This is a genomic window from Cellulomonas sp. B6 (assembly GCF_001462455.1).
Lineage (GTDB): Bacteria > Actinomycetota > Actinomycetes > Actinomycetales > Cellulomonadaceae > Cellulomonas.
In genome coordinates, this window is sequence record NZ_LNTD01000229.1 from 19,995 (window position 1) to 39,487 (window position 19,493).

Below are 19,493 nucleotides of genomic sequence, written 5' to 3' on the forward strand. Positions count from 1 at the left end.
CGGCTGGTCCGTGCCCGTCCGTGGCAGGTCCCGCGCGGACGGCGTCGCCGCAGGTGGCGCCCCGACGCGCGTGCCAGACTCGACGCCGTGGACTTCCTCTCCGCCTACGCCCACGGGTTCGCCCGCGTGGCCGCCTGCACGGTCCCCGTCACGGTCGCCGACCCGGCGCGCAACGCCGCGGCCGTCATCGCCGCGGCGCGGGCCGCGCACGACGACGCGGTCGCCGTCGCGGTCCTGCCCGAGCTGTGCCTGTCGGGTTACGCGATCGACGACCTGTTCCTCCAGGACGCCCTGCTCGAGTCCGTGCGCGACGCGCTCGAGGAGGTCGTGACCGCGTCGAGGGACCTTCGACCCGTGCTCGTCGTCGGCGCGCCGCTCGCCCACGGCTCGCGCGTGCTGAACGCCGCCGTGGTCGTCCACCGGGGACGCGTGCTGGGGGTCGCCCCCAAGTCGTACCTGCCCACCTACCGCGAGTTCTACGAGCGGCGCTGGTTCGCGCCGGGCGACGACGTGCGCGGGACCACCACGGTCGCGGGGCAGGACGTGCCCATCGGGCCCGATCTGCTGTTCGAGGCGACCGACGTGCGCGGCCTGGTCGTCCACGTCGAGGTGTGCGAGGACATGTGGGTGCCCGTGCCGCCCAGCGCGACGGCCGCGCTCGCCGGGGCCACGGTCCTGGTCAACCTCTCGAGCAGCCCCGTCACGGTCGCGCGCGCCGAGGACCGCCGTCTGCTCGTGCGCTCGGCCTCGGCGCGCTGCCAGGCCGCCTACGTGTACGCGGCGGCCGGGCAGGGGGAGTCGACGACCGACCTGTCCTGGGACGGTCAGACCATGCTCTACGAGCTCGGCGAGCTGCTGGCCGAGGGAGAGCGCTTCGCCGACGGCGTCGTGCTGACGACCGCCGACGTCGACCTCGACCGCATCCGCCAGGAGCGGATCCGGATGGGCACGTTCGACGACAACCGGCGCGGTCTCGGCCTGCCGCCGGCCGGGGCGTCCCACCGCACGGTGACCTTCACGCTCGACGCGCCGACCGGTGACGTCGGCCTGCGGCGGCCCGTCGACCGGTTCCCGTTCGTCCCCGACGACCCGGCGCGCCTCGCGCTCGACTGCTACGAGGCCTACAACATCCAGGTCTCGGGCCTCGAGCAGCGGCTGCGCGCGATCGGCGGCGCGAAGGTCGTCATCGGCGTGTCCGGCGGCCTGGACTCGACGCACGCGCTCATCGTCGCGGCCCGCGCGATGGACCGCCTCGGCCGGCCGCGCAGCGACATCCTCGCCTTCACGATGCCGGGCTTCGCGACGAGCAGCACGACGCTGGCCAGCGCGCTGGCGCTCATGGAGTCGCTCGGGACGACGGCCGAGACGATCGACATCCGGCCGGCGGCGACGCAGATGCTCGCCGACCTGGGCCACCCCGCCGGCGCGGGCGAGGAGGTCTACGACGTCACGTTCGAGAACGTGCAGGCCGGCCTGCGCACCGACTACCTGTTCCGCGCCGCCAACCAGCGCGGCGGGATCGTGCTCGGCACGGGCGACCTCTCGGAGCTCGCGCTGGGCTGGTGCACCTACGGCGTCGGCGACCAGATGTCGCACTACGCGGTCAACGCCGGCGTCCCCAAGACCCTCATCCAGCACCTCATCCGCTGGGTCGTGGGGGAGCGGCACTTCGACGACGCGACCAACGAGGTGCTGCTGCGGGTCCTGGACCAGGAGATCTCGCCCGAGCTCGTGCCCGTCCGCGACGGCGAGCCGCTGCAGTCCACCGAGGACACGATCGGCCCGTACGCGCTGCACGACTTCGCGCTCTACCAGGTGCTGCGGCACGGCACGCGACCCAGCAAGGTCGCGTTCCTCGCGTGGCACGCGTGGCACGACGCCACGGCCGGGGCCTGGCCGTCGGGCTGGCCCGACGACCGCCGCACGGCCTACGACCTGCCGACCGTGCGGCGCTGGCTCGAGGTCTTCCTGCGCCGGTTCTTCGCGTCGCAGTTCAAGCGCTCGGCGCTGCCCAACGGCCCCAAGGTCAGCGCGGGCGGCACGATGTCGCCGCGCGGGGACTGGCGCATGCCGTCCGACGCGTCGGCCGCCGCGTGGCTCGCCGAGCTCGACGCCCGCGTGCCGCACGACCTGCCGGGCGTCTGACCACCGCCTGACCTTGTCGGTCGCGGCGTATCGCGTCGGTGGTCGGGCGTCGCGGTCGGTAGCATCGACCACGCCCTGGTCGGCGAGCGCCGACGTGCCGCGACGCGGCGGGCGTGCACCCGAGGAGCCCTGATCGTGCCCGAGCAGATCACCCTGACCGTCGACGGCGTCGAGACCCCGGTCGCGCAGGGCACGACGGGCACGGACCTGTTCGGCGACCGCCGCGACGTCGTCGTCGTGCGCGTGGACGGCGAGCTCACGGACCTCGCGCTGCCGCTGCCCGCCGGCGCGGTCGTCGAGGCCGTCACCATCGACTCGCCCGACGGGCTGTCGGTGCTGCGGCACTCGGCGGCGCACGTGCTCGCGCAGGCCGTGCAGGAGGTCAACCCGCAGGCGCGCCTGGGCATCGGCCCGCCCATCACCGACGGGTTCTACTACGACTTCGACGTCGAGACCCCGTTCACGCCCGAGGACCTCAAGGCGATCGAGAAGGTCATGAACCGGATCGTCAAGGAGGGGCAGACCTTCCGCCGGTGGGACGTGACCGAGGCGCAGGCGCGCGAGGAGCTCGCGGCCGAGCCGTACAAGCTCGAGCTCATCGGGCTCAAGGGCGAGGCAGGTGACGCGGCCGACGGCGCGTCGGTCGAGGTCGGTCTCGGCGGGCTGTCGATCTACCAGAACGTGCGCGGCGCGGGCCGCGAGTCCGAGACCGTCGTGTGGCAGGACCTGTGCCGCGGGCCGCACCTGCCCAGCACCCGCCTCATCGGCAACGGCTTCCAGCTCACCCGGTCCGCCGCGGCGTACTGGCGCGGGTCCGAGAAGAACCCGCAGCTGCAGCGCGTGTACGGCACCGCGTGGCCCACCAAGGATGAGCTCAAGGCCCACCTCGAGCGCCTCGCCGAGGCCGAGCGCCGCGACCACCGCCGCCTGGGCAACGAGCTCGACCTGTTCTCGTTCCCCGAGGAGATCGGCTCCGGCCTGTCGGTGTTCCACCCCAAGGGCGGCATCGTCCGCATGGAGATGGAGCACTACTCCCGCAGGCGCCACGTGGAGTCGGGCTACTCGTTCGTCAACACGCCGCACATCACCAAGGAGCAGCTCTTCCAGATCTCGGGCCACCTCGACTGGTACGCCGACGGCATGTACCCGCCGATGCAGCTCGACGAGGAGCGCGACGCCGACGGCAACGTGCGGCGCGCGGGGCAGAACTACTACCTCAAGCCCATGAACTGCCCCATGCACAACCTCATCTTCAAGTCGCGCGGGCGCTCGTACCGCGAGCTGCCGCTGCGGCTGTTCGAGTTCGGCACCGTCTACCGGTACGAGAAGTCGGGCGTCGTGCACGGCATGACCCGCGGGCGCGGCTTCACGCAGGACGACGCGCACATCTACTGCACCCGCGAGCAGATGCGCGACGAGCTCACGAGCCTGCTCACGTTCGTCCTCGAGCTCCTCAAGGACTACGGCCTCGACGACTTCTACCTCGAGCTGTCGACCCGCAACCCCGAGAAGTCCGTCGGCTCGGACGAGGTGTGGGAGGAGGCCACCGAGACGCTGCGCGCGGTCGCCGAGGCCTCGGGCCTCGACCTCGTGCCCGACCCGGGCGGCGCCGCGTTCTACGGCCCCAAGATCTCCGTCCAGGCCAAGGACGCGATCGGCCGCACGTGGCAGATGTCGACCATCCAGCTCGACTTCAACCTGCCCGAGCGGTTCGAGCTGGAGTACACCGCGCCCGACGGCAGCCGGCAGCGGCCCGTCATGATCCACCGCGCGCTGTTCGGCTCGATCGAGCGGTTCTTCGCGGTCCTCACCGAGCACTACGCGGGCGCCTTCCCGGCGTGGCTCGCTCCCGTGCAGGTGCTCGCCGTGCCCGTCGCCGAGCCGTTCGAGCCGTACCTCGACGAGGTCGTGTCGCGCCTGCGGGCGCAGGGCGTGCGCGCCGAGGTCGACCGCTCGGACGACCGGTTCGGCAAGAAGATCCGCAACGCCTCGACGCAGAAGATCCCGTTCGTGCTCATCGCGGGCGGCGAGGACGCCGAGGCCGGTGCGGTCTCGTTCCGCTACCGCGACGGCCGCCAGGACAACGGCGTGCCCGTCGACGAGGCGATCGAGCGGATCGTCACGGCCGTGCGCGACCGCGTGCAGGTCTGAGCCGTGACCTCCTCCGACGAGGTCGAGGTCGAGCCCGCCGGTGCCTTCGCGGGCGACCCGGACGGGCTCGACCGGCTGTGGACGCCGCACCGCATGGTGTACATCGGCGGGCAGGACAAGCCCGTCGACGACGCCCCCGGCGACGGCTGCCCGTTCTGCCGCATCCCCGCGCTGAGCGACGAGCAGGGGCTCGTCGTGCACCGCGGCGCGGTCGCCTACGTGGTGATGAACCTCTACCCGTACAACTCGGGCCACCTGCTGGTGTGCCCGTACCGCCACGTCGCCGACTACACGGACCTCACCGAGCCCGAGGTCGCCGAGGTCGCCGCGCTCACCCGCACCGCCATGCGCGTCGTGCGCGACGTGATGGCGCCCCAGGGGTTCAACCTCGGGATGAACCAGGGGCAGGTCGCCGGCGCCGGCATCCAGGCGCACCTGCACCAGCACGTCGTCCCCCGCTGGGGCGGCGACGCGAACTTCCTGCCCGTCGTCGCCCGCACGCGTGCGCTGCCCGCCCTGCTCGGCGACACGCGCGCCGCGCTCGCGGCCGCGTGGCCCACCGGCACGGAGGTCTGACGCGTGCTCAGCCGCCTGCGCGGTCTCATGACGCGCCTGTGGACCCCGCTCGCCGACGTGCTCCTGCGCGCCGGCGTCTCGCCCGACGCGGTGACGATCACCGGCACGCTCGTCGTGGTCGCGACCGCGCTGTGGGCGTTCCCCACCGGGCACCTGCTGCTCGGTGCCCTGCTCATCGCGCTGTTCACGCTCACCGACTCGATCGACGGCGTCATGGCGCGCCGCGCGGGCCGCAGCGGCCCCTGGGGCGCGTTCCTCGACTCGACGCTCGACCGGTTCGGCGACGGCGCGATCTTCGCGGGCCTCGTGCTCTGGTACACCGGCGCGGGCGACCACCGGCCCACGGCGGTGCTGGCCCTCGCGTGCCTCGTCCTCGGCTCGATCGTGCCCTACGCGCGCGCCCGCGCCGAGGGGCTCGGCATGACCGCCTCGGGTGGCATCGCGGAGCGCGCCGACCGGCTCTTCGCCGTGCTGCTGGCCGCGTTCCTCGTCGGCCTCGGCCTGCCGGTCGTCGTCATGACCGTGGTGCTCGCGCTGCTCGCGCTCGCGTCCGCCGTCACCGTCGTCCAGCGCATGGCCGCCGTGCGCCGCCAGGTCCGGGAGGCGGCCTCGTGAGGTTCGACGTCGCGCGCGCCTACCACCTCGCCTGGCGCGTCGGTCACCGCGTCCCGGGGCCCGTCGTGCGCGCGCTCACCACGCTCGGGGCCGACGTCGCGTGGTGGCGCCGCGGGTCCGGCGTGCGGCGCCTCGAGGCGAACCTCGCGCGCGTGCGGCCCGAGCTCGACCCCGCCGCGCTGCGGAGGCTGTCACGCGCCGGCATGCGGTCGTACATGCGCTACTTCGGCGAGACCCTCACGCTGCGCGGCGCGAGCCCCGAGCGCATCGCCGCGCGCGTGCGCGCCGCCGACGACCAGCCCGTCCGCGACCTGCTCGCCGACGGGCACGAGGTCGTCCTCGCCCTCGCCCACATGGGCAACTGGGACCTCGCGGGCGCCTGGGCCACCGCCCACCTCGCACCCGTGACGACGGTCGCCGAACGGCTCGAGCCCGAGGAGCTGTTCCAGGAGTTCCTCGCGTTCCGCGAGTCCATCGGCCTGACGATCATCCCGCTCACCGGCGGCGGCGACGTGTTCCGGCAGCTCGTGCGCGTCGCCCGGGGCGGTCCGGGGGTCCTGCCGCTGCTGGCCGACCGCGACCTCACGGCCAGGGGCGTCGAGGTCGACCTGTTCGGGCGCCGCGCGCGCGTGGCCGCCGGCCCCGCCGCGCTGGCGGTCTCGACCGGTGCGCCCCTGGTGCCCGCCGCCATCACCTACGAGCGTCTGCACGGCGCCCGCCGCCGCGCGGCCGGCACGCCGTGGGGCATCGTCATCACGTTCCTGCCGCGGGTCGCCGTCCCCGCGGACCTGCCGCGGGCCCAGCAGCTGCAGACCGTCACGCAGGGCTGGGTCGACGCCCTCGCGGGGGTGATCCACGCACGACCGCAGGACTGGCACATGCTGCAGCGCGTGTTCGTCGAGGACCTCGACCCGGCGCGCGACGCCGCCCGGCGCGCCGCCGCGACGCCGGACCTCGCCGCCGGTGGCGAGGAGGGCGCGTCATGAGCGAACGACCGCTGCGCGTCGGGATCGTCTGCCCGTACTCGTTCGACGTGCCCGGGGGCGTGCAGTTCCACGTGCGCGACCTCGCGGAGTCGCTCCTGCAGCGCGGGCACGACGTGTCCGTGCTCGCGCCCGCGGCCGAGGACACGCCCGTCCCGCCGTACCTGGTCCCCGCGGGCCGTGCCGTGCCGGTCCACTACAACGGGTCGGTCGCGCGCCTGACGTTCGGGCCCGTGACCGCCGGTCGCGTGCGCCGCTGGCTCGCCGCCGGCCGCTTCGACGTGCTGCACCTCCACGAGCCCGTGACGCCCAGCCTGGGCATGCTCGCGCTGTGGATCGCGGACGGCCCGGTCGTCGCCACGTTCCACACGTCCATCACGCGTTCGCGCTCGCTGCAGGTCGCGTACCCGCTCGTCCGGCAGTCGCTCGAGAAGATCTCGCTGCGCATCGCCGTCTCCGAGGACGCCCGGCGCACGCTCGTCGAGCACCTCGGCGGCGACGCGGTCGTCATCCCCAACGGCGTCCAGGTCGACGCGTTCGAGGGAGTCGGCACCGACCCCCGCTGGACCGGCACGCCCGACGCCCCCACGCTCGCGTTCCTCGGCCGGCTCGACGAGCCGCGCAAGGGCCTCGCGGTGCTGCTGAAGGCCATGCCCGCCGTCCTCGACGCCTACCCGGGCGCGCGGCTACTCGTCGCGGGCCGCGGCGACACCGGCGCCGAGCAGGCGCGCGAGGCGCTCGGCGACCGGGCGGGCGCGGTCGAGCTGCTCGGCGGCGTGAGCGAGCAGGACAAGGCGCGCCTGCTCGCGTCGGTCGACGCGTACGTCGCGCCGCAGACCGGCGGCGAGAGCTTCGGCATCGTGCTGGTCGAGGCGATGAGCGCCGGCAGCGCGGTCGTCGCGAGCGACCTCGGCGCGTTCTCGCGCGTGCTCGACGGCGGCGAGGCGGGCGTGCTGTTCCGCACCGGTGACCCGGCCGACCTCGGCGCGACGCTGGTCCGCGTGCTCGGCGACCCCGAGCTGCGCGCCCGGGTGACCGCGCGCGCGTCGCAGGTCGTGCGCCGGTACGACTGGTCGGCCGTCACGGACCAGGTGCTCGCGGTGTACGAGATGGCCGTCGCCGGGCGTGACGCCCCCGTCGGCGAGGACCCCTCGTCGCTGCGCGGCGCGCGCCTGCTCGAGCTGCGCAGGGGGAGGTCGTCGTGACGGCCGAGATGTGGGCCGACGGCACGGTCGTGCTCGTCGTCGTGGGCGTCGTGCTGCTGCTCGCGTGGCTCGTGTGGGTGCAGGCCTCGCGGCTGGACCGGCTGCACCGCAAGGTCGGCGCGTCGCGTGCGGTCGTCGAGGCGCAGCTCGTGCGCCGCGCCGGCGTGGCGGCCGAGCTCGCGACGAGCGGGCAGCTCGACCCCGCCAGCTCGGTGCTCGTGGGCGAGGCCGCGTGGGCCGCGCTCACGGCCGGCGGGGCCGGCGGCGACGTGCCGTCCTCGGGTCTGCTCCCGCCGGACCTGCGCGCGTTCCTCGGCACGTCGGCGGCCGCGCGGGGCCTCGACCGCGGGCAGGTCGAGAGCGAGCTCAGCGCGACGCTCGACGAGGTGCTCGACGAGCCCGAGGAGGTCGCCGCGCTCACGGCCGACCCCGTGGGCGAGCGGCTGCTCGGCGAGCTCGCGGCGGCCTGGTACCGCGTGCAGCTCGCGCGCCGCTTCCACAACGAGGCCGTCGCGCAGACGCAGCGCGTGCGCCGCGGCGCGCTCGTGCGGCTACTGCGGCTCGCGGGGCACGCGCCCGAGCCGCGCACGCTCGAGCTCGACGACGCGTGGCCGCGCGGCCTGCCGCTGCCCGGCGAGGCCGCGTCGGCGCGTCAGCCGCGCCCCGGGACCGCGGGCTGACGCACCGGACGACGCGCCCGCCGGTCGGCCGGCGTCCGCGTGCCGGTCACCCGGCGGCCGCGCGCGGGCCGCGACCTAGGATGGGCGCGCCCCGACCACGGCGGCCGGTGTCACGCCCGTCCCCGGGGTCCGCCGGGGCGCCGCGCGTCCCGAACCCACGGATCGAAGAGGTCTGACGTGACCGAGAACTCCCAGCCCGCGGCCGCGGGCGAGGTCGGCACCGCCCGCGTCAAGCGCGGCATGGCCGAGATGCTCAAGGGCGGCGTCATCATGGACGTCGTCACGCCCGAGCAGGCGAAGATCGCCGAGGACGCCGGGGCCGTCGCGGTCATGGCGCTCGAGCGCGTGCCGGCCGACATCCGCGCGCAGGGCGGGGTCGCGCGCATGAGCGACCCCGACCTCATCGACGGGATTATCTCGACGGTGTCGATCCCGGTGATGGCCAAGGCCCGCATCGGGCACTTCGTCGAGGCGCAGGTGCTGCAGTCGCTCGGCGTCGACTACGTCGACGAGTCGGAGGTGCTCACGCCCGCCGACTACGCGCACCACATCGACAAGTGGGCGTTCACGGTGCCGTTCGTGTGCGGTGCGACCAACCTGGGCGAGGCGCTGCGCCGCATCACCGAGGGCGCGGCGATGATCCGCTCGAAGGGCGAGGCCGGCACGGGCGACGTGTCGAACGCGACGACGCACATGCGCACGCTGCGCGACGAGATCCGCCGCCTCACGTCGCTGCCCGAGGACGAGCTGTTCCTCGCCGCGAAGGAGCTGCAGGCGCCGTACGACCTCGTCAAGGAGGTCGCGACCACCGGCAAGCTGCCCGTCGTGCTGTTCACGGCGGGCGGGATCGCGACCCCGGCCGACGCCGCGATGATGATGCAGCTGGGCGCCGAGGGCGTGTTCGTCGGCTCGGGCATCTTCAAGTCCGGCAACCCGGCGCAGCGCGCGGCGGCCATCGTCAAGGCCACGACGTTCTACGACGACCCCGACGTGGTCGCGCAGACGTCGCGCGGCCTCGGCGAGGCGATGGTCGGCATCAACGTCGACGACGTGCCGGTGCCGCACCGCCTGGCCGAGCGGGGCTGGTGACCACGGACGAGCAGCGGCCCACCGGGACCGTCCCCGCCGCCGGTGCGGACGGGGGCGGTCCCGGGGGCGCCTTCGGGGCCGAGTGGGTCCCGGGTCCGGACGGGCTGCTGGAGCGCTCGGCCGCGCGCGTGATCCTGCTCGACGAGCACGACCGCGTGCTGCTCGTGCGCGGGCACGACGTCGACCTGCCCGACCGCTCGTGGTGGTTCACGGTCGGCGGCGGCATCGACGCGGGGGAGGACGCCCGCGCGGCCGCGGTGCGCGAGGTCCGCGAGGAGACCGGCATCGGGCTCGACGCCGACGACCTCGTCGGCCCGGTCTACACGCGCTCGGCCGTGTTCGACTTCGCCGCCCGCACGTGCCGGCAGCACGAGGTGCTGTTCCTCGCGCGCGTGAGCAGCGCGGACCTGGCGCTCAGCCGCGACGGCTGGACCGACGTCGAGCTCGAGGTGATCGACGAGCTGCGCTGGTGGGACCTCGACGCCCTGGCCCAGGTCACGATCGAGGTGTTCCCGGCGGGCCTCGCCGACCTCGTGCGGGACGTCCTGGTGTGGGACGGCACCACGCGGCACCTGGGGCTCGCACGCGAGTGAGCCTCGCCCGTGCCGGGCGAACCGCCGCGCGTACCGGTCGGTAACGTCGCCGTCACGCGGCGGGTCTACCGTCCGGGCCATGCCCACCCCTGCCGCCGCCTCGCCCGTCACCCGCATCCCGCGCTCGGGGATCCGCGAGCTCATGGAGCTCGCGCTGGGCGACCCGGACGCGATCCACCTCGAGATCGGCGAGCCGGACGTCGGTCCGCCCGCGCACGTCGTCGACGCGGTCGCGGCGGCTGCGCGCGACGGCCGCACCGGCTACACCTCGAGCCTCGGCCTCGACGCGCTGCGCTCGGCCGCGGCCGAGCGCGTGACCCGCACGCACGGGCGCCCGACCACGGCGGCCGAGGTCGTCGTCACGCACGGCGCCATGCACGGCCTGGCGATGGCGATGGCGTCGCTGCTCGCGCCCGGCGACGAGATCCTGTTCCCCGACCCCGGCTTCCCCAACTGGGAGATGGCGGCGGTCGCGGCGTCGGCCGTCGCGCGGCGGTACCCGACGCACGCCGTCGCCGGGTTCGTGCCCGACCCCGCCGAGGTCGAGGCGCGCATCACGCCCCGCACGCGTGCGATCGTCGTGTGCTCGCCCAACAACCCGACGGGAGCGGTCTACCCCGACCACGTGCTCGCCGCGATCGTCGACGTCGCGCGGCGCCACGACCTGTGGGTGCTGTCCGACGAGTGCTACGAGGCCATCACGTTCGGCGTGCCGCACGCGAGCCCGCTCGCGCACGACACCGACGGGCGGGTGCTCGGCTTCTTCAGCCTCTCCAAGACGTACGCGATGACCGGGTGGCGCGCGGGCTACGTCGTGGTGCCGGACGCGCGCGTCGTCGAGGCCCTGGGCCACCTCGCGGAGGCGACGGTCGCGTGCCCGTCGACGACGGGCCAGGTCGGTGCCCTCGCCGCGCTCACGGGACCGCAGGACGCGGTCGCGGCCGCCGTCGCGTCGTACCGCGAGCGGCGCGACGCGGCGTGCGCGCTGCTGCGGCGCCGCGGCGTGCGGCACGTCTCGCCCGACGGCGCGTTCTACCTCATGGTCGACGTCGGCGAGCCCGACACCGACGGGTTCGCGCGGCGCCTGCTCGCGCGGCGCGGCGTCGCGGTCGCGCCCGGTTCGACGTTCGGCGAGCACGCCGCGGGGCTCGTCCGGGTCTCGCTCGCCGCGCCGCGCGACCTGCTGCTCATGGGCCTCGACCGGCTCGCCGACGAGGTCGGGCGTGCGGGCGGCGCCGGGGTCGCGGGTCGCGACGTCGCGGCCGCGCGGTGACACGGTCCCGCGGGTCGTCCGGCCCACGGCCCGTCCGCCGCCGGCCGGGGCGCGGCGCCTAGGATCGGCTGCCGTGCCCCTCACGAGCCCCACGATCGGTGTCCTCGCCCTGCAGGGTGACGTCCGCGAGCACGTCGCCGCGCTGACGTCGCTCGGCGTCGCGGCGGTCGGCGTGCGCCGTCGGTCCGAGCTCGACGCGGTCGACGCGCTCGTCCTGCCGGGCGGCGAGTCCACGACGATCGACAAGCTGCTGCGCGCCTTCGAGCTCGACGGCCCCGTGCGCGAGCGGCTCGCCGCGGGCATGCCGGCGTACGGGTCGTGCGCGGGGATGATCCTGCTCGCCGACCGGATCATCGGCGGCATCGAGGGTCAGCGCACGCTCGGCGGCGTGGACGTCACGGTGCGTCGCAACGCGTTCGGGAGGCAGGTCGACTCGTTCGAGACCGACCTCGTCATCGACGGCGTCGCGGACAGCGCGACGAACCCCGTGCACGCGGTCTTCATCCGTGCGCCGTGGGTCGAGGAGGTCGGACCGGCCGCCACGGTCCTCGGTCGCGTGGAGGACGGCCCCGCCGCCGGTAGGATCGTCGCGGTGCGCCAGGGCCCGTTGCTGGTCACGTCCTTCCACCCGGAGGTGACGGGCGACACGCGGGTGCACCGACTGTTCGTGCAGATCGTCCGCGACAGCCTGTGACGTCGCGGCGTCCTGCGGCCCGTCCCTCACGGACGGCGCCGCCGGGGCGCGACGCGGGCGGACCAGCGGAGACGAAGGGGTAACGAGGCATGTCGGGTCACTCCAAGTGGGCCACCACGAAGCACAAGAAGGCCGTCATCGACGCGAAGCGCGGCAAGCTCTTCGCCAAGCTCATCAAGAACATCGAGGTGGCCGCCCGCACGGGCGGCGGTGACCCCGCCGGCAACCCCACGCTCTTCGACGCCATCCAGAAGGCGAAGAAGTCCTCGGTGCCGAACGACAACATCGACCGCGCCGTCAAGCGCGGGTCGGGGGCCGAGGCCGGCGGCGCCGACTACCAGTCGATCACGTACGAGGGCTACGGCCCCGGCGGCATCGCGGTGCTCGTCGAGTGCCTCACCGACAACCGCAACCGCGCCGCGTCGGACGTGCGGGTCGCGTTCACGCGCAACGGCGGCCAGATGGCCGACCCGGGCTCGGTCGCGTACATCTTCAGCCGCAAGGGCGTCGTCATCGTCCCCAAGGAGGGCACCGACGAGGACGCCGTCATGGAGGCCGTGCTCGAGGCCGGCGGCGAGGAGGTCAACGACCTCGGCGAGCAGTTCGAGGTGCTGAGCGAGGCCACCGACCTGGTGCCCGTGCGGTCCTCGCTGCAGGCCGCGGGCATCGACTACGACTCGGCCGACGTCGTGTGGTGGCCCTCGACGCAGATCGAGGTCGACGCCGAGGGCGCGCGCAAGATCCTGCGGCTCATCGACGCGCTCGAGGACTCCGACGACGTGCAGAACGTCTACGCCAACTTCGACGCGTCCGACGAGGTCATGGCCGAGCTCGACGCCGAGTGAGTCGTCCGCCACGGGCCCCGTCACGGTGTGGCGGGGCCCGTGGCGTGCCCGGGCCTGCGACGATGGCGCCGTGCGCGTGCTCGGAGTGGACCCCGGCCTGACCCGCTGCGGCCTGGGCGTCGTCGACGCGCTGCCCGGGCGGCGCGCGCGCCTCGTGCACGTCGACGTCGCCCGCTCCGACCCCGGGCTCGACGTCGACCAGCGGCTCCTGCTCATCGAGCGTGCCATCGAGGAGTGCCTCGAGGAGCACGCTCCGGACACGGTCGCGGTCGAGCGCGTGTTCGCGCAGCACAACGTCAGCACCGTCATGGGGACCGCGCAGGTCGCGGGCCTGGCGATGGTCGCGGCCGCGCGGCGCCGCATCCCCGTCGCGCTGCACACCCCGAGCGAGGTCAAGGCCGCCGTCACGGGGTCCGGGCGCGCCGACAAGGCCCAGGTCCAGACGATGGTCGCGCGGCTGCTCGGGCTCGCGGAGGTCCCGCGGCCGGCCGACGCCGCCGACGCGCTGGCGCTCGCGATCTGCCACCTGTGGCGGCCCGCGGGCGCGCTCGGGTCGCCGCAGCGCGAGCCCGGCGCCCTCACGGCGGCGCAGCGGCAGTGGGCGGCCGCCGAGCAGGCCGCGCGGCGTCGCGCCTGACGCGCGCGTGTCGTTCGTACACGTGTTCGTACGTGTGGCACAGTTGTGCCTGGTCCACGAGGGAGGAGCGCCAGGGTGATCGCATCGGTGCACGGCACGGTGCTGGCGGTGCGGCTCGACGCCGCGGTCGTCGAGGTGGGCGGCGTCGGCATGCTCGTCCAGGCCACGCCGGGGACGCTCGCGGGCCTGCGGCTCGGGCAGCCGGCGCGGCTGTTCACCTCGCTCGTGGTGCGCGAGGACTCCCTCACGCTGTTCGGCTTCGCTGACGACGACGAGCGGGACGTCTTCGAGACCGTGCAGACCGTCTCCGGGGTGGGCCCGCGACTGGCGCTCGCGATGCTCGCCGTGCACACGCCCGACGGGCTGCGGCGCGCCGTCGCCGACGAGGACCTCGCGGCGCTCGTGCGCGTGCCCGGCATCGGGCGCAAGGGCGCGCAGCGCATCGTGCTCGAGCTCAAGGACCGGCTCGGGGCGCCGTCGCCGGCCGGGGGAGCGGGCGCCGTCCCGCTGCCGTCGGACCACCGCGAGCAGGTCGTCGAGGCGCTCGTTGGGCTCGGGTGGCCGCTGCGCGCCGCGCAGGACGCCGTCGGCGCCGTGCTCGACGGCACGAGCGACCCGGTGGGCGCGGACGAGGTGCCCGGCGTGCTGCGTGCCGCGCTGCGGTCGCTGGGCAGCGCCCGTGCGTGACGTGGGCGCGTTCGACGCGCTCCCCGACGACCTCACGGACGCCGGCAGCGGGGCGGACTCGCTCGTGCGCGCGACCGCGGACGAGCCCGAGCGCGCGGCCGAGGCGGCGCTGCGCCCGCGACGGCTCGACGAGTTCGTCGGCCAGCGCGTGGTGCGCGACCAGCTCTCGCTCGTGCTCGAGGCCGCCCTCGGGCGCGGGCGCGCGCCCGACCACGTGCTGCTCTCGGGCCCGCCGGGGTTGGGCAAGACGACGCTCGCGATGATCATCGCCGCCGAGCTCGGTACGTCGCTGCGCGTCACGAGCGGTCCCGCGATCCAGCACGCGGGCGACCTCGCGGCCGTGCTGTCCTCGCTCGAGGAGGGCGAGGTGCTGTTCATCGACGAGATCCACCGTCTCGCGCGCCCGGCCGAGGAGCTGCTGTACGTCGCGATGGAGGACTTCCGCGTCGACGTCGTCGTGGGCAAGGGCGCCGGGGCGAGCGCCATCCCGCTGTCGCTGCCGCCGTTCACGGTCGTCGGTGCGACGACCCGCGCCGGTCTGCTGCCGGCACCGCTGCGCGACCGCTTCGGGTTCACCGGCCACCTCGACTTCTACGCCGACGACGAGCTCGAGCGCGTGCTGGTGCGCTCGGCCGGGCTGCTGGACGTGCCGCTCGACGTCGACGCCGCCGCCGAGATCGCGTCGCGGTCGCGCGGCACGCCTCGTATCGCCAACCGGCTGCTGCGCCGCGTGCGCGACTGGGCGCAGGTCCGCGGCGACGGGCACCTGCACCTCGCGGCCGCCCGGGCGGCGCTCGAGGTGTACGAGGTCGACCAGCGCGGGCTCGACCGGCTCGACCGCGCCGTGCTCGACGCGCTGTGCCGTCGGTTCGGGGGCGGGCCCGTCGGGCTGACGACGCTCGCGGTGGCGGTGGGCGAGGAGCCGGAGACGGTCGAGACGGTCGCCGAGCCGTTCCTCGTGCGCGAGGGGCTGGTGGGTCGGACGCCGCGCGGTCGGGTCGCGCTCGCGCCCGCCTGGGAGCACCTGGGCCTGACGGCACCCGCCCCGGCCGGGTCGCTGTTCGACTGAGGCGGTGCCGCCCCGGCGTGCCACCGGGCGGTCGTCGGCGTCGGCGCGCGCGTCGAGGGAACCCCCGTGCCGCGATGTGCGTTGGAGCGGCGGGCCGCGGCGCCTAGACTGCGGCGGACGTCTGACACGATTGCGGGGACTCTCGACCTCATGGACTACTCGTTCATCATCTTGCTGGTGGTGGCCTTCGGTGGGCTGCTCTTCATGTCGAACCGCTCCCGCAAGCAGCAGCGCGAGGCGCAGGACTTCCGCGCCAACCTCGTCGTCGGCGACGAGGTCATGACGGGCTCCGGCCTCTTCGGCACGGTCTCCGCGATCGACGACGACGTCATCACCCTCGAGTCGACCCCCGGCGTCGAGACCCGGTGGCTGCGCGCCGCTATCGCGCGCAAGGTCGAGCCGCCGGTCGTCGAGGACGACGAGGACGCCACGGGGGGCGACGCCGTGGACGATGCCGTGCTCGAGGTCCCGGACGACCTGTCCTCGCTCCCGCCGGAGCCGCCGACGGCGCGTGAGGACGACCGCGACACCAAGTGACTTCCGGCCCGGGTGACGACGCCCGGGCCCCGATCCCGCCGGGCGCGACCGCGCCCGGTGCGCGCACGAGAGAAGAACTCCGTTGGCACCTCCTCCCCGCCGTCGTGAACGGCCGGTCCGCACGCTCGTCACCCTCGGGGTGGTCGTGGTCGCGCTCTTCGCGACGATCCTCGCCGGCACGCGCTGGGGAGACGCCGCGCTGACGCCGAACCTCGCGCTCGACCTCGAGGGCGGGACGCAGATCGTCCTGCAGCCCGTGCCCGAGGTCGCCGGCCAGGTGACCTCGGACACGATCAACCAGGCCATCGCGGTCATCCGGCAGCGTGTCGACGCCTCGGGCGTCGCGGAGGCCGAGATCACGAGCCAGGGCGGCGACAAGATCGTGGTCGCGCTTCCGGGCCGTCCCGACGAGGCGACGCTCGACCTGGTGCGCACGTCCGCCCAGATGGAGTTCCGGCCGGTGCTCGTCGAGGGCTCGCCGACACCCGCCACCGCGACCGACCCCTCGGCCGAGGCCACGCCGCCGGCCGACGGCGCGACGGCGGCCCCCGCGGACGGAACGGCCGACGACGCCGCGGCACCGGCCGACGACGCCGCGGCTCCGGCAGATGACGCAGCCGCCGCGGCCGACGACGCGGCGGCTCCCGCCGCTGACGCCGCGCCCTCCGACGAGCCCGCGAAGGCCGCCCCGGACAGCCCCAGCGACATCGCGTACTACGTGACCCCCGCGGTCCAGGCGCAGTTCGACGCGCTCGACTGCACGCTGCCCGCGAACCGCACCGGTGGCGCCCCCGGGCCCGCCGACAAGGCGTTCGTCGCGTGCGAGCAGGAGGGCCAGGCGAAGTACATCCTGGGCCCGGTCGAGATCCCGGGTGCCGACATCAAGAGCGCGTCCTCCGGCATGGGGATGAGCCAGTCCGGCGTCTCGACGGGCCAGTGGGTCGTCAACCTCGAGTTCACGTCCGCCGGCACGCCGAAGTTCACCGAGGTCACGACCCGCCTGGCCGGGCAGACCCGACCGCTGAACCAGTTCGCCGTCGTGCTCGACGCGCTCGTCATCTCGGCGCCGTCGGTCAGCAACGTCATCCCGGACGGCAAGGCGGAGATCTCCGGCACGTTCACGCGGCAGACCGCGGCGACGCTGGCCAACCAGCTGAACTTCGGAGCGCTGCCCGTCAGCTTCGAGGTGCAGAGCGAGCAGCAGATCTCCGCGACGCTCGGCTCGGAGCAGCTCGAGAAGGGTCTGCTCGCGGGCATCTTCGGCCTGCTGCTCGTCGTGGTCTACTCCCTGTTCCAGTACCGGACCCTCGGTCTGGTGACGGTGGCCTCGCTGCTCGTGGCCGCCGTCGTCACGTACGGCGTGATCACGTTGCTCTCGTGGTTGCAGGGCTACCGGCTCTCGCTGCCCGGGGTCGCGGGCCTGATCGTCGCCATCGGCATCACCGCGGACTCGTTCATCGTGTACTTCGAACGCATCCGCGACGAGCTGCGCGACGGACGGACCCTCGGTGCGGCGGTCGACAAGGGCTGGGACCGCGCGCGGCGCACGATCCTGGCGTCCGACGCCGTCAACTTCACCGCGGCGATCGTGCTCTACCTGCTCGCGGTCGGCGGCGTGCGCGGCTTCGCCTTCACGCTCGGCCTGACGACCCTCGTCGACCTCGTCGTGGTCTTCCTCTTCACGCACCCGCTCATGACGCTGCTGGCACGGACGCGGTTCTTCGCCGACGGCCACCCGGCCTCGGGTCTCGACCCGCGCCGCCTCGGCGTCGACGGCGCGCGCTACGTCGGCCGCGGTCGTGTCACCACGCCCGGGCAGCGCGCCAAGGGCACCGCGGACGCGCCCACCCCGCGCGAGCCCGTCTCGGTCGGTGCCACGGGCATGACGATCGCGGAGCGCCGCGCGGCGGCGCGAGCGGCCGAGGCGGCGAGCGCACCGCCGCAGGACGACCCACCCACCGCCGGCACGACCGACGCGCCCGTCGACGGCCGTCCCGAGGGGAGCGACCGCTGATGGCCTCCGGATTCGCCCAGTGGGGCAACGACCTGTACACGGGTCGGCGCTCGTACGACATCGTCGGCCGACGCCGCGTCTGGTACGCGATCTCGGCCGTGCTGGTCCTGATCTCCGCGGTGCTGCTCGTCAAGCCCGGGCTCAACCCCGGCATCGAGTTCCGCGGCGGTTCCGAGTTCGTCGTCTCCGGCGTCTCGACGACCGACCAGCAGCTCGCGATCGACACCGTCCAGGCCGTCGCGCCGAGCGAGAGCCCGCGCGTCAGCACGGTCGGCGGCTCGTCGCTGCGGATCCAGACCGCCGAGCTGACCAACGACCAGGTCGAGCAGGTCAAGACCGGCCTGATGACGGCGTTCGACGTCACCCAGGACGAGGTCACGAGCGCCTTCGTCGGACCGTCCTGGGGCAAGGACGTGTCGCAGAAGGCCATCACGGGTCTGATCGTCTTCCTCGTGTTCGTGTCGATCGTCATGACCGTCTACTTCCGCAACTGGCGGATGGCGGCCGCTGCGCTCCTCGCGCTGTTCCACGACCTGATCATCACGGTCGGCATCTACGCGGCGATCGGCTGGGAGGTCACGCCCGCGACGGTCATCGGGTTCCTCACGATCCTCGGGTACTCGATCTACGACACGGTCGTCGTCTTCGACAAGGTGCGCGAGAACACCTCCGACGCGCTCGACCAGAGCAGGTTCACCTACGCGGAGAAGGCGAACCTCGCGGTCAACCAGACGCTCGTCCGGTCGATCAACACCTCGGTCGTCGCGCTCCTGCCCGTCGCCTCGATCCTCGTGGTCGGCGCGTTCATCCTCGGCGCCGGCACGCTGCGGGACATCGCCCTCGCGCTCTTCGTCGGCATGTTCGTCGGGACGTTCTCGTCGATCTTCATCGCGACGCCCCTCGAGGTCACGCTGCGCGAGCGCGAGAAGCCCGTGCGCCAGCACACCGCCAAGGTGCTCGCGGTGCGCTCGGGCGTGACCGCGACGGACGCCCAGGACGGTGCGCCCGTCGCCGTCGGTGCCGGCACGCCGCGCGCCACGGCGGCGCTGCGCCCCGGGGGGCACCTCGGGCAGTCGGCGCAGCCGAAGCGGAAGAAGCGGTGAGCGTCGTGGCCGACGGGACGTCGGCGCGCGACGAGCTCGCCCGGCGCGTCGACGGCCTGCTGCGGACGGTGCCGGACTTCCCGGAGCCGGGCATCCAGTTCCGGGACATCATGCCGCTGCTCGCCGACGCCGCCGCGTTCGCGGCCGTGGTCGACGGGTTCGCGGCGGCCGTCCCCGGCCCGGTCGACCTCGTGGCAGGCATGGAGGCCCGTGGCTTCCTGCTCGCCGCGCCGGTCGCGACCGCGCTCGGCGCAGGCGTCGTCCCCGTGCGCAAGGCGGGCAAGCTGCCGGGACCGGTCGCGTCGCAGTCCTACGCGCTCGAGTACGGGACCGCCGCCGTCGAGGTCCAGCCGTTCACGATCCCCGCGGGGTCGCGCGTCCTGGTCGTCGACGACGTCCTGGCGACCGGCGGGACCGCCGCGGCGACCGTCCGCCTCCTCGAGGAGTGCGGCGCGCAGGTCGTCGGGCTGAGCTTCCTCGTCGAGCTCGGGGCCCTCGCGGGTCGTGCGCTCCTCGACGGACACCGCGTCGACGCGCTGCTGACGATCTGACGCGCCGACGGCGCACCGGTGGACCGCCGGTGCGCCGCCGGTCCGG

At 74.4% G+C, this 19,493-nt stretch carries 19 protein-coding genes; all 19 read left to right on the top strand.

Features of this window, described 5'->3' with window-relative positions:
* The first annotated feature begins 87 nt into the window (after positions 1-87).
* The 19 genes from ATM99_RS16770 to ATM99_RS16860 all read left to right on the top strand — a co-directional run bounded on the left by ATM99_RS16770 (position 88) and on the right by ATM99_RS16860 (position 19,447).
* Positions 88-2,145 (top strand): NAD(+) synthase, encoded by a 2,058-nt coding sequence (locus ATM99_RS16770; protein WP_062103964.1) that lies wholly within the window; start codon positions 88-90, stop codon positions 2,143-2,145.
* Positions 2,146-2,280: 135 nt separating this feature from the next.
* Positions 2,281-4,296, top strand: coding sequence for a threonine--tRNA ligase (gene thrS / locus ATM99_RS16775; protein ID WP_062103965.1), 2,016 nt, complete (start codon positions 2,281-2,283; stop codon positions 4,294-4,296).
* A gap of 3 nt (positions 4,297-4,299) precedes the next feature.
* Positions 4,300-4,872, top strand: a complete 573-nt coding sequence (locus tag ATM99_RS16780) for an HIT domain-containing protein (protein ID WP_062103966.1) — start codon at positions 4,300-4,302, stop codon at positions 4,870-4,872.
* 3 nt (positions 4,873-4,875) lie between these two features.
* Complete coding sequence (pgsA, locus tag ATM99_RS16785) at positions 4,876-5,487, top strand: phosphatidylinositol phosphate synthase (protein WP_046528323.1); 612 nt, start codon at positions 4,876-4,878, stop codon at positions 5,485-5,487.
* On the top strand, positions 5,484-6,473 hold the full coding sequence (locus ATM99_RS16790; RefSeq protein WP_062103967.1) for a phosphatidylinositol mannoside acyltransferase: 990 nt from the start codon (positions 5,484-5,486) through the stop codon (positions 6,471-6,473). The genes pgsA and ATM99_RS16790 overlap by 4 nt, the downstream gene beginning before the upstream one ends.
* 11 nt (positions 6,474-6,484) lie before the next feature.
* The gene (locus ATM99_RS16795; protein ID WP_082659978.1) at positions 6,485-7,675 is read left to right on the top strand and encodes a glycosyltransferase family 4 protein; all 1,191 of its coding nucleotides are present in this window, start codon (positions 6,485-6,487) and stop codon (positions 7,673-7,675) included.
* A gap of 8 nt (positions 7,676-7,683) precedes the next feature.
* Positions 7,684-8,355 (top strand): hypothetical protein, encoded by a 672-nt coding sequence (locus ATM99_RS16800; RefSeq protein ID WP_046530514.1) that lies wholly within the window; start codon positions 7,684-7,686, stop codon positions 8,353-8,355.
* A 177-nt stretch (positions 8,356-8,532) separates the two neighbouring features.
* Positions 8,533-9,444 carry a pyridoxal 5'-phosphate synthase lyase subunit PdxS gene (pdxS, locus tag ATM99_RS16805; protein ID WP_046528326.1) on the top strand — a complete coding sequence of 304 codons (912 nt, stop codon included), beginning with the start codon at positions 8,533-8,535 and terminating at the stop codon, positions 9,442-9,444.
* Positions 9,441-10,037: an NUDIX hydrolase gene (locus ATM99_RS16810; protein ID WP_062103969.1), complete on the top strand. Its 597-nt coding sequence runs from the start codon at positions 9,441-9,443 to the stop codon at positions 10,035-10,037. Before pdxS ends, ATM99_RS16810 begins: the two co-directional genes overlap by 4 nt.
* Before the next feature lie 79 nt (positions 10,038-10,116).
* On the top strand, positions 10,117-11,310 hold the full coding sequence (locus ATM99_RS16815) for a pyridoxal phosphate-dependent aminotransferase (RefSeq protein ID WP_062103970.1): 1,194 nt from the start codon (positions 10,117-10,119) through the stop codon (positions 11,308-11,310).
* A gap of 73 nt (positions 11,311-11,383) precedes the next feature.
* A complete protein-coding gene (gene pdxT, locus ATM99_RS16820) occupies positions 11,384-12,004 on the top strand; it encodes a pyridoxal 5'-phosphate synthase glutaminase subunit PdxT (RefSeq protein ID WP_062103992.1) in 621 nt (206 codons plus the stop codon).
* 89 nt (positions 12,005-12,093) lie between these two features.
* Positions 12,094-12,849 carry a YebC/PmpR family DNA-binding transcriptional regulator gene (locus tag ATM99_RS16825; RefSeq protein ID WP_046528329.1) on the top strand — a complete coding sequence of 252 codons (756 nt, stop codon included), beginning with the start codon at positions 12,094-12,096 and terminating at the stop codon, positions 12,847-12,849.
* A gap of 70 nt (positions 12,850-12,919) precedes the next feature.
* Positions 12,920-13,486 (top strand): crossover junction endodeoxyribonuclease RuvC, encoded by a 567-nt coding sequence (ruvC, locus tag ATM99_RS16830; protein ID WP_062103971.1) that lies wholly within the window; start codon positions 12,920-12,922, stop codon positions 13,484-13,486.
* Between the two features lie 75 nt (positions 13,487-13,561).
* Complete coding sequence (gene ruvA, locus ATM99_RS16835; protein ID WP_062103972.1) at positions 13,562-14,173, top strand: Holliday junction branch migration protein RuvA; 612 nt, start codon at positions 13,562-13,564, stop codon at positions 14,171-14,173.
* Positions 14,174-14,237: 64 nt separating this feature from the next.
* Complete coding sequence (gene ruvB, locus ATM99_RS16840; protein WP_223305231.1) at positions 14,238-15,242, top strand: Holliday junction branch migration DNA helicase RuvB; 1,005 nt, start codon at positions 14,238-14,240, stop codon at positions 15,240-15,242.
* Between the two features lie 150 nt (positions 15,243-15,392).
* The gene (gene yajC / locus ATM99_RS16845) at positions 15,393-15,779 is read left to right on the top strand and encodes a preprotein translocase subunit YajC (protein WP_062103973.1); all 387 of its coding nucleotides are present in this window, start codon (positions 15,393-15,395) and stop codon (positions 15,777-15,779) included.
* Between the two features lie 82 nt (positions 15,780-15,861).
* On the top strand, positions 15,862-17,793 hold the full coding sequence (gene secD, locus ATM99_RS16850; protein WP_223305225.1) for a protein translocase subunit SecD: 1,932 nt from the start codon (positions 15,862-15,864) through the stop codon (positions 17,791-17,793).
* Entirely contained in the window at positions 17,793-18,896 is a 1,104-nt protein-coding gene (gene secF, locus ATM99_RS16855) for a protein translocase subunit SecF (RefSeq protein ID WP_062103975.1), read from the top strand. Before secD ends, secF begins: the two co-directional genes overlap by 1 nt.
* Positions 18,893-19,447 carry an adenine phosphoribosyltransferase gene (locus ATM99_RS16860; protein WP_062103976.1) on the top strand — a complete coding sequence of 185 codons (555 nt, stop codon included), beginning with the start codon at positions 18,893-18,895 and terminating at the stop codon, positions 19,445-19,447. Before secF ends, ATM99_RS16860 begins: the two co-directional genes overlap by 4 nt.
* Positions 19,448-19,493: the final 46 nt, after the last annotated feature.

Excerpts from the sequence above, each read along its gene's own strand:
- ATM99_RS16825 (WP_046528329.1), top strand. The coding sequence starts at position 12,094 with ATGTCGGGTCACTCCAAGTGGGCCACCACGAAGCACAAGAAGGCCGTC.
- ATM99_RS16815 (WP_062103970.1), top strand. The coding sequence starts at position 10,117 with ATGCCCACCCCTGCCGCCGCCTCGCCCGTCACCCGCATCCCGCGCTCG.
- secF (WP_062103975.1), top strand. The coding sequence starts at position 17,793 with ATGGCCTCCGGATTCGCCCAGTGGGGCAACGACCTGTACACGGGTCGG.
- yajC (WP_062103973.1), top strand. The coding sequence starts at position 15,393 with ATGGACTACTCGTTCATCATCTTGCTGGTGGTGGCCTTCGGTGGGCTG.
- ATM99_RS16800 (WP_046530514.1), top strand. The coding sequence starts at position 7,684 with ATGTGGGCCGACGGCACGGTCGTGCTCGTCGTCGTGGGCGTCGTGCTG.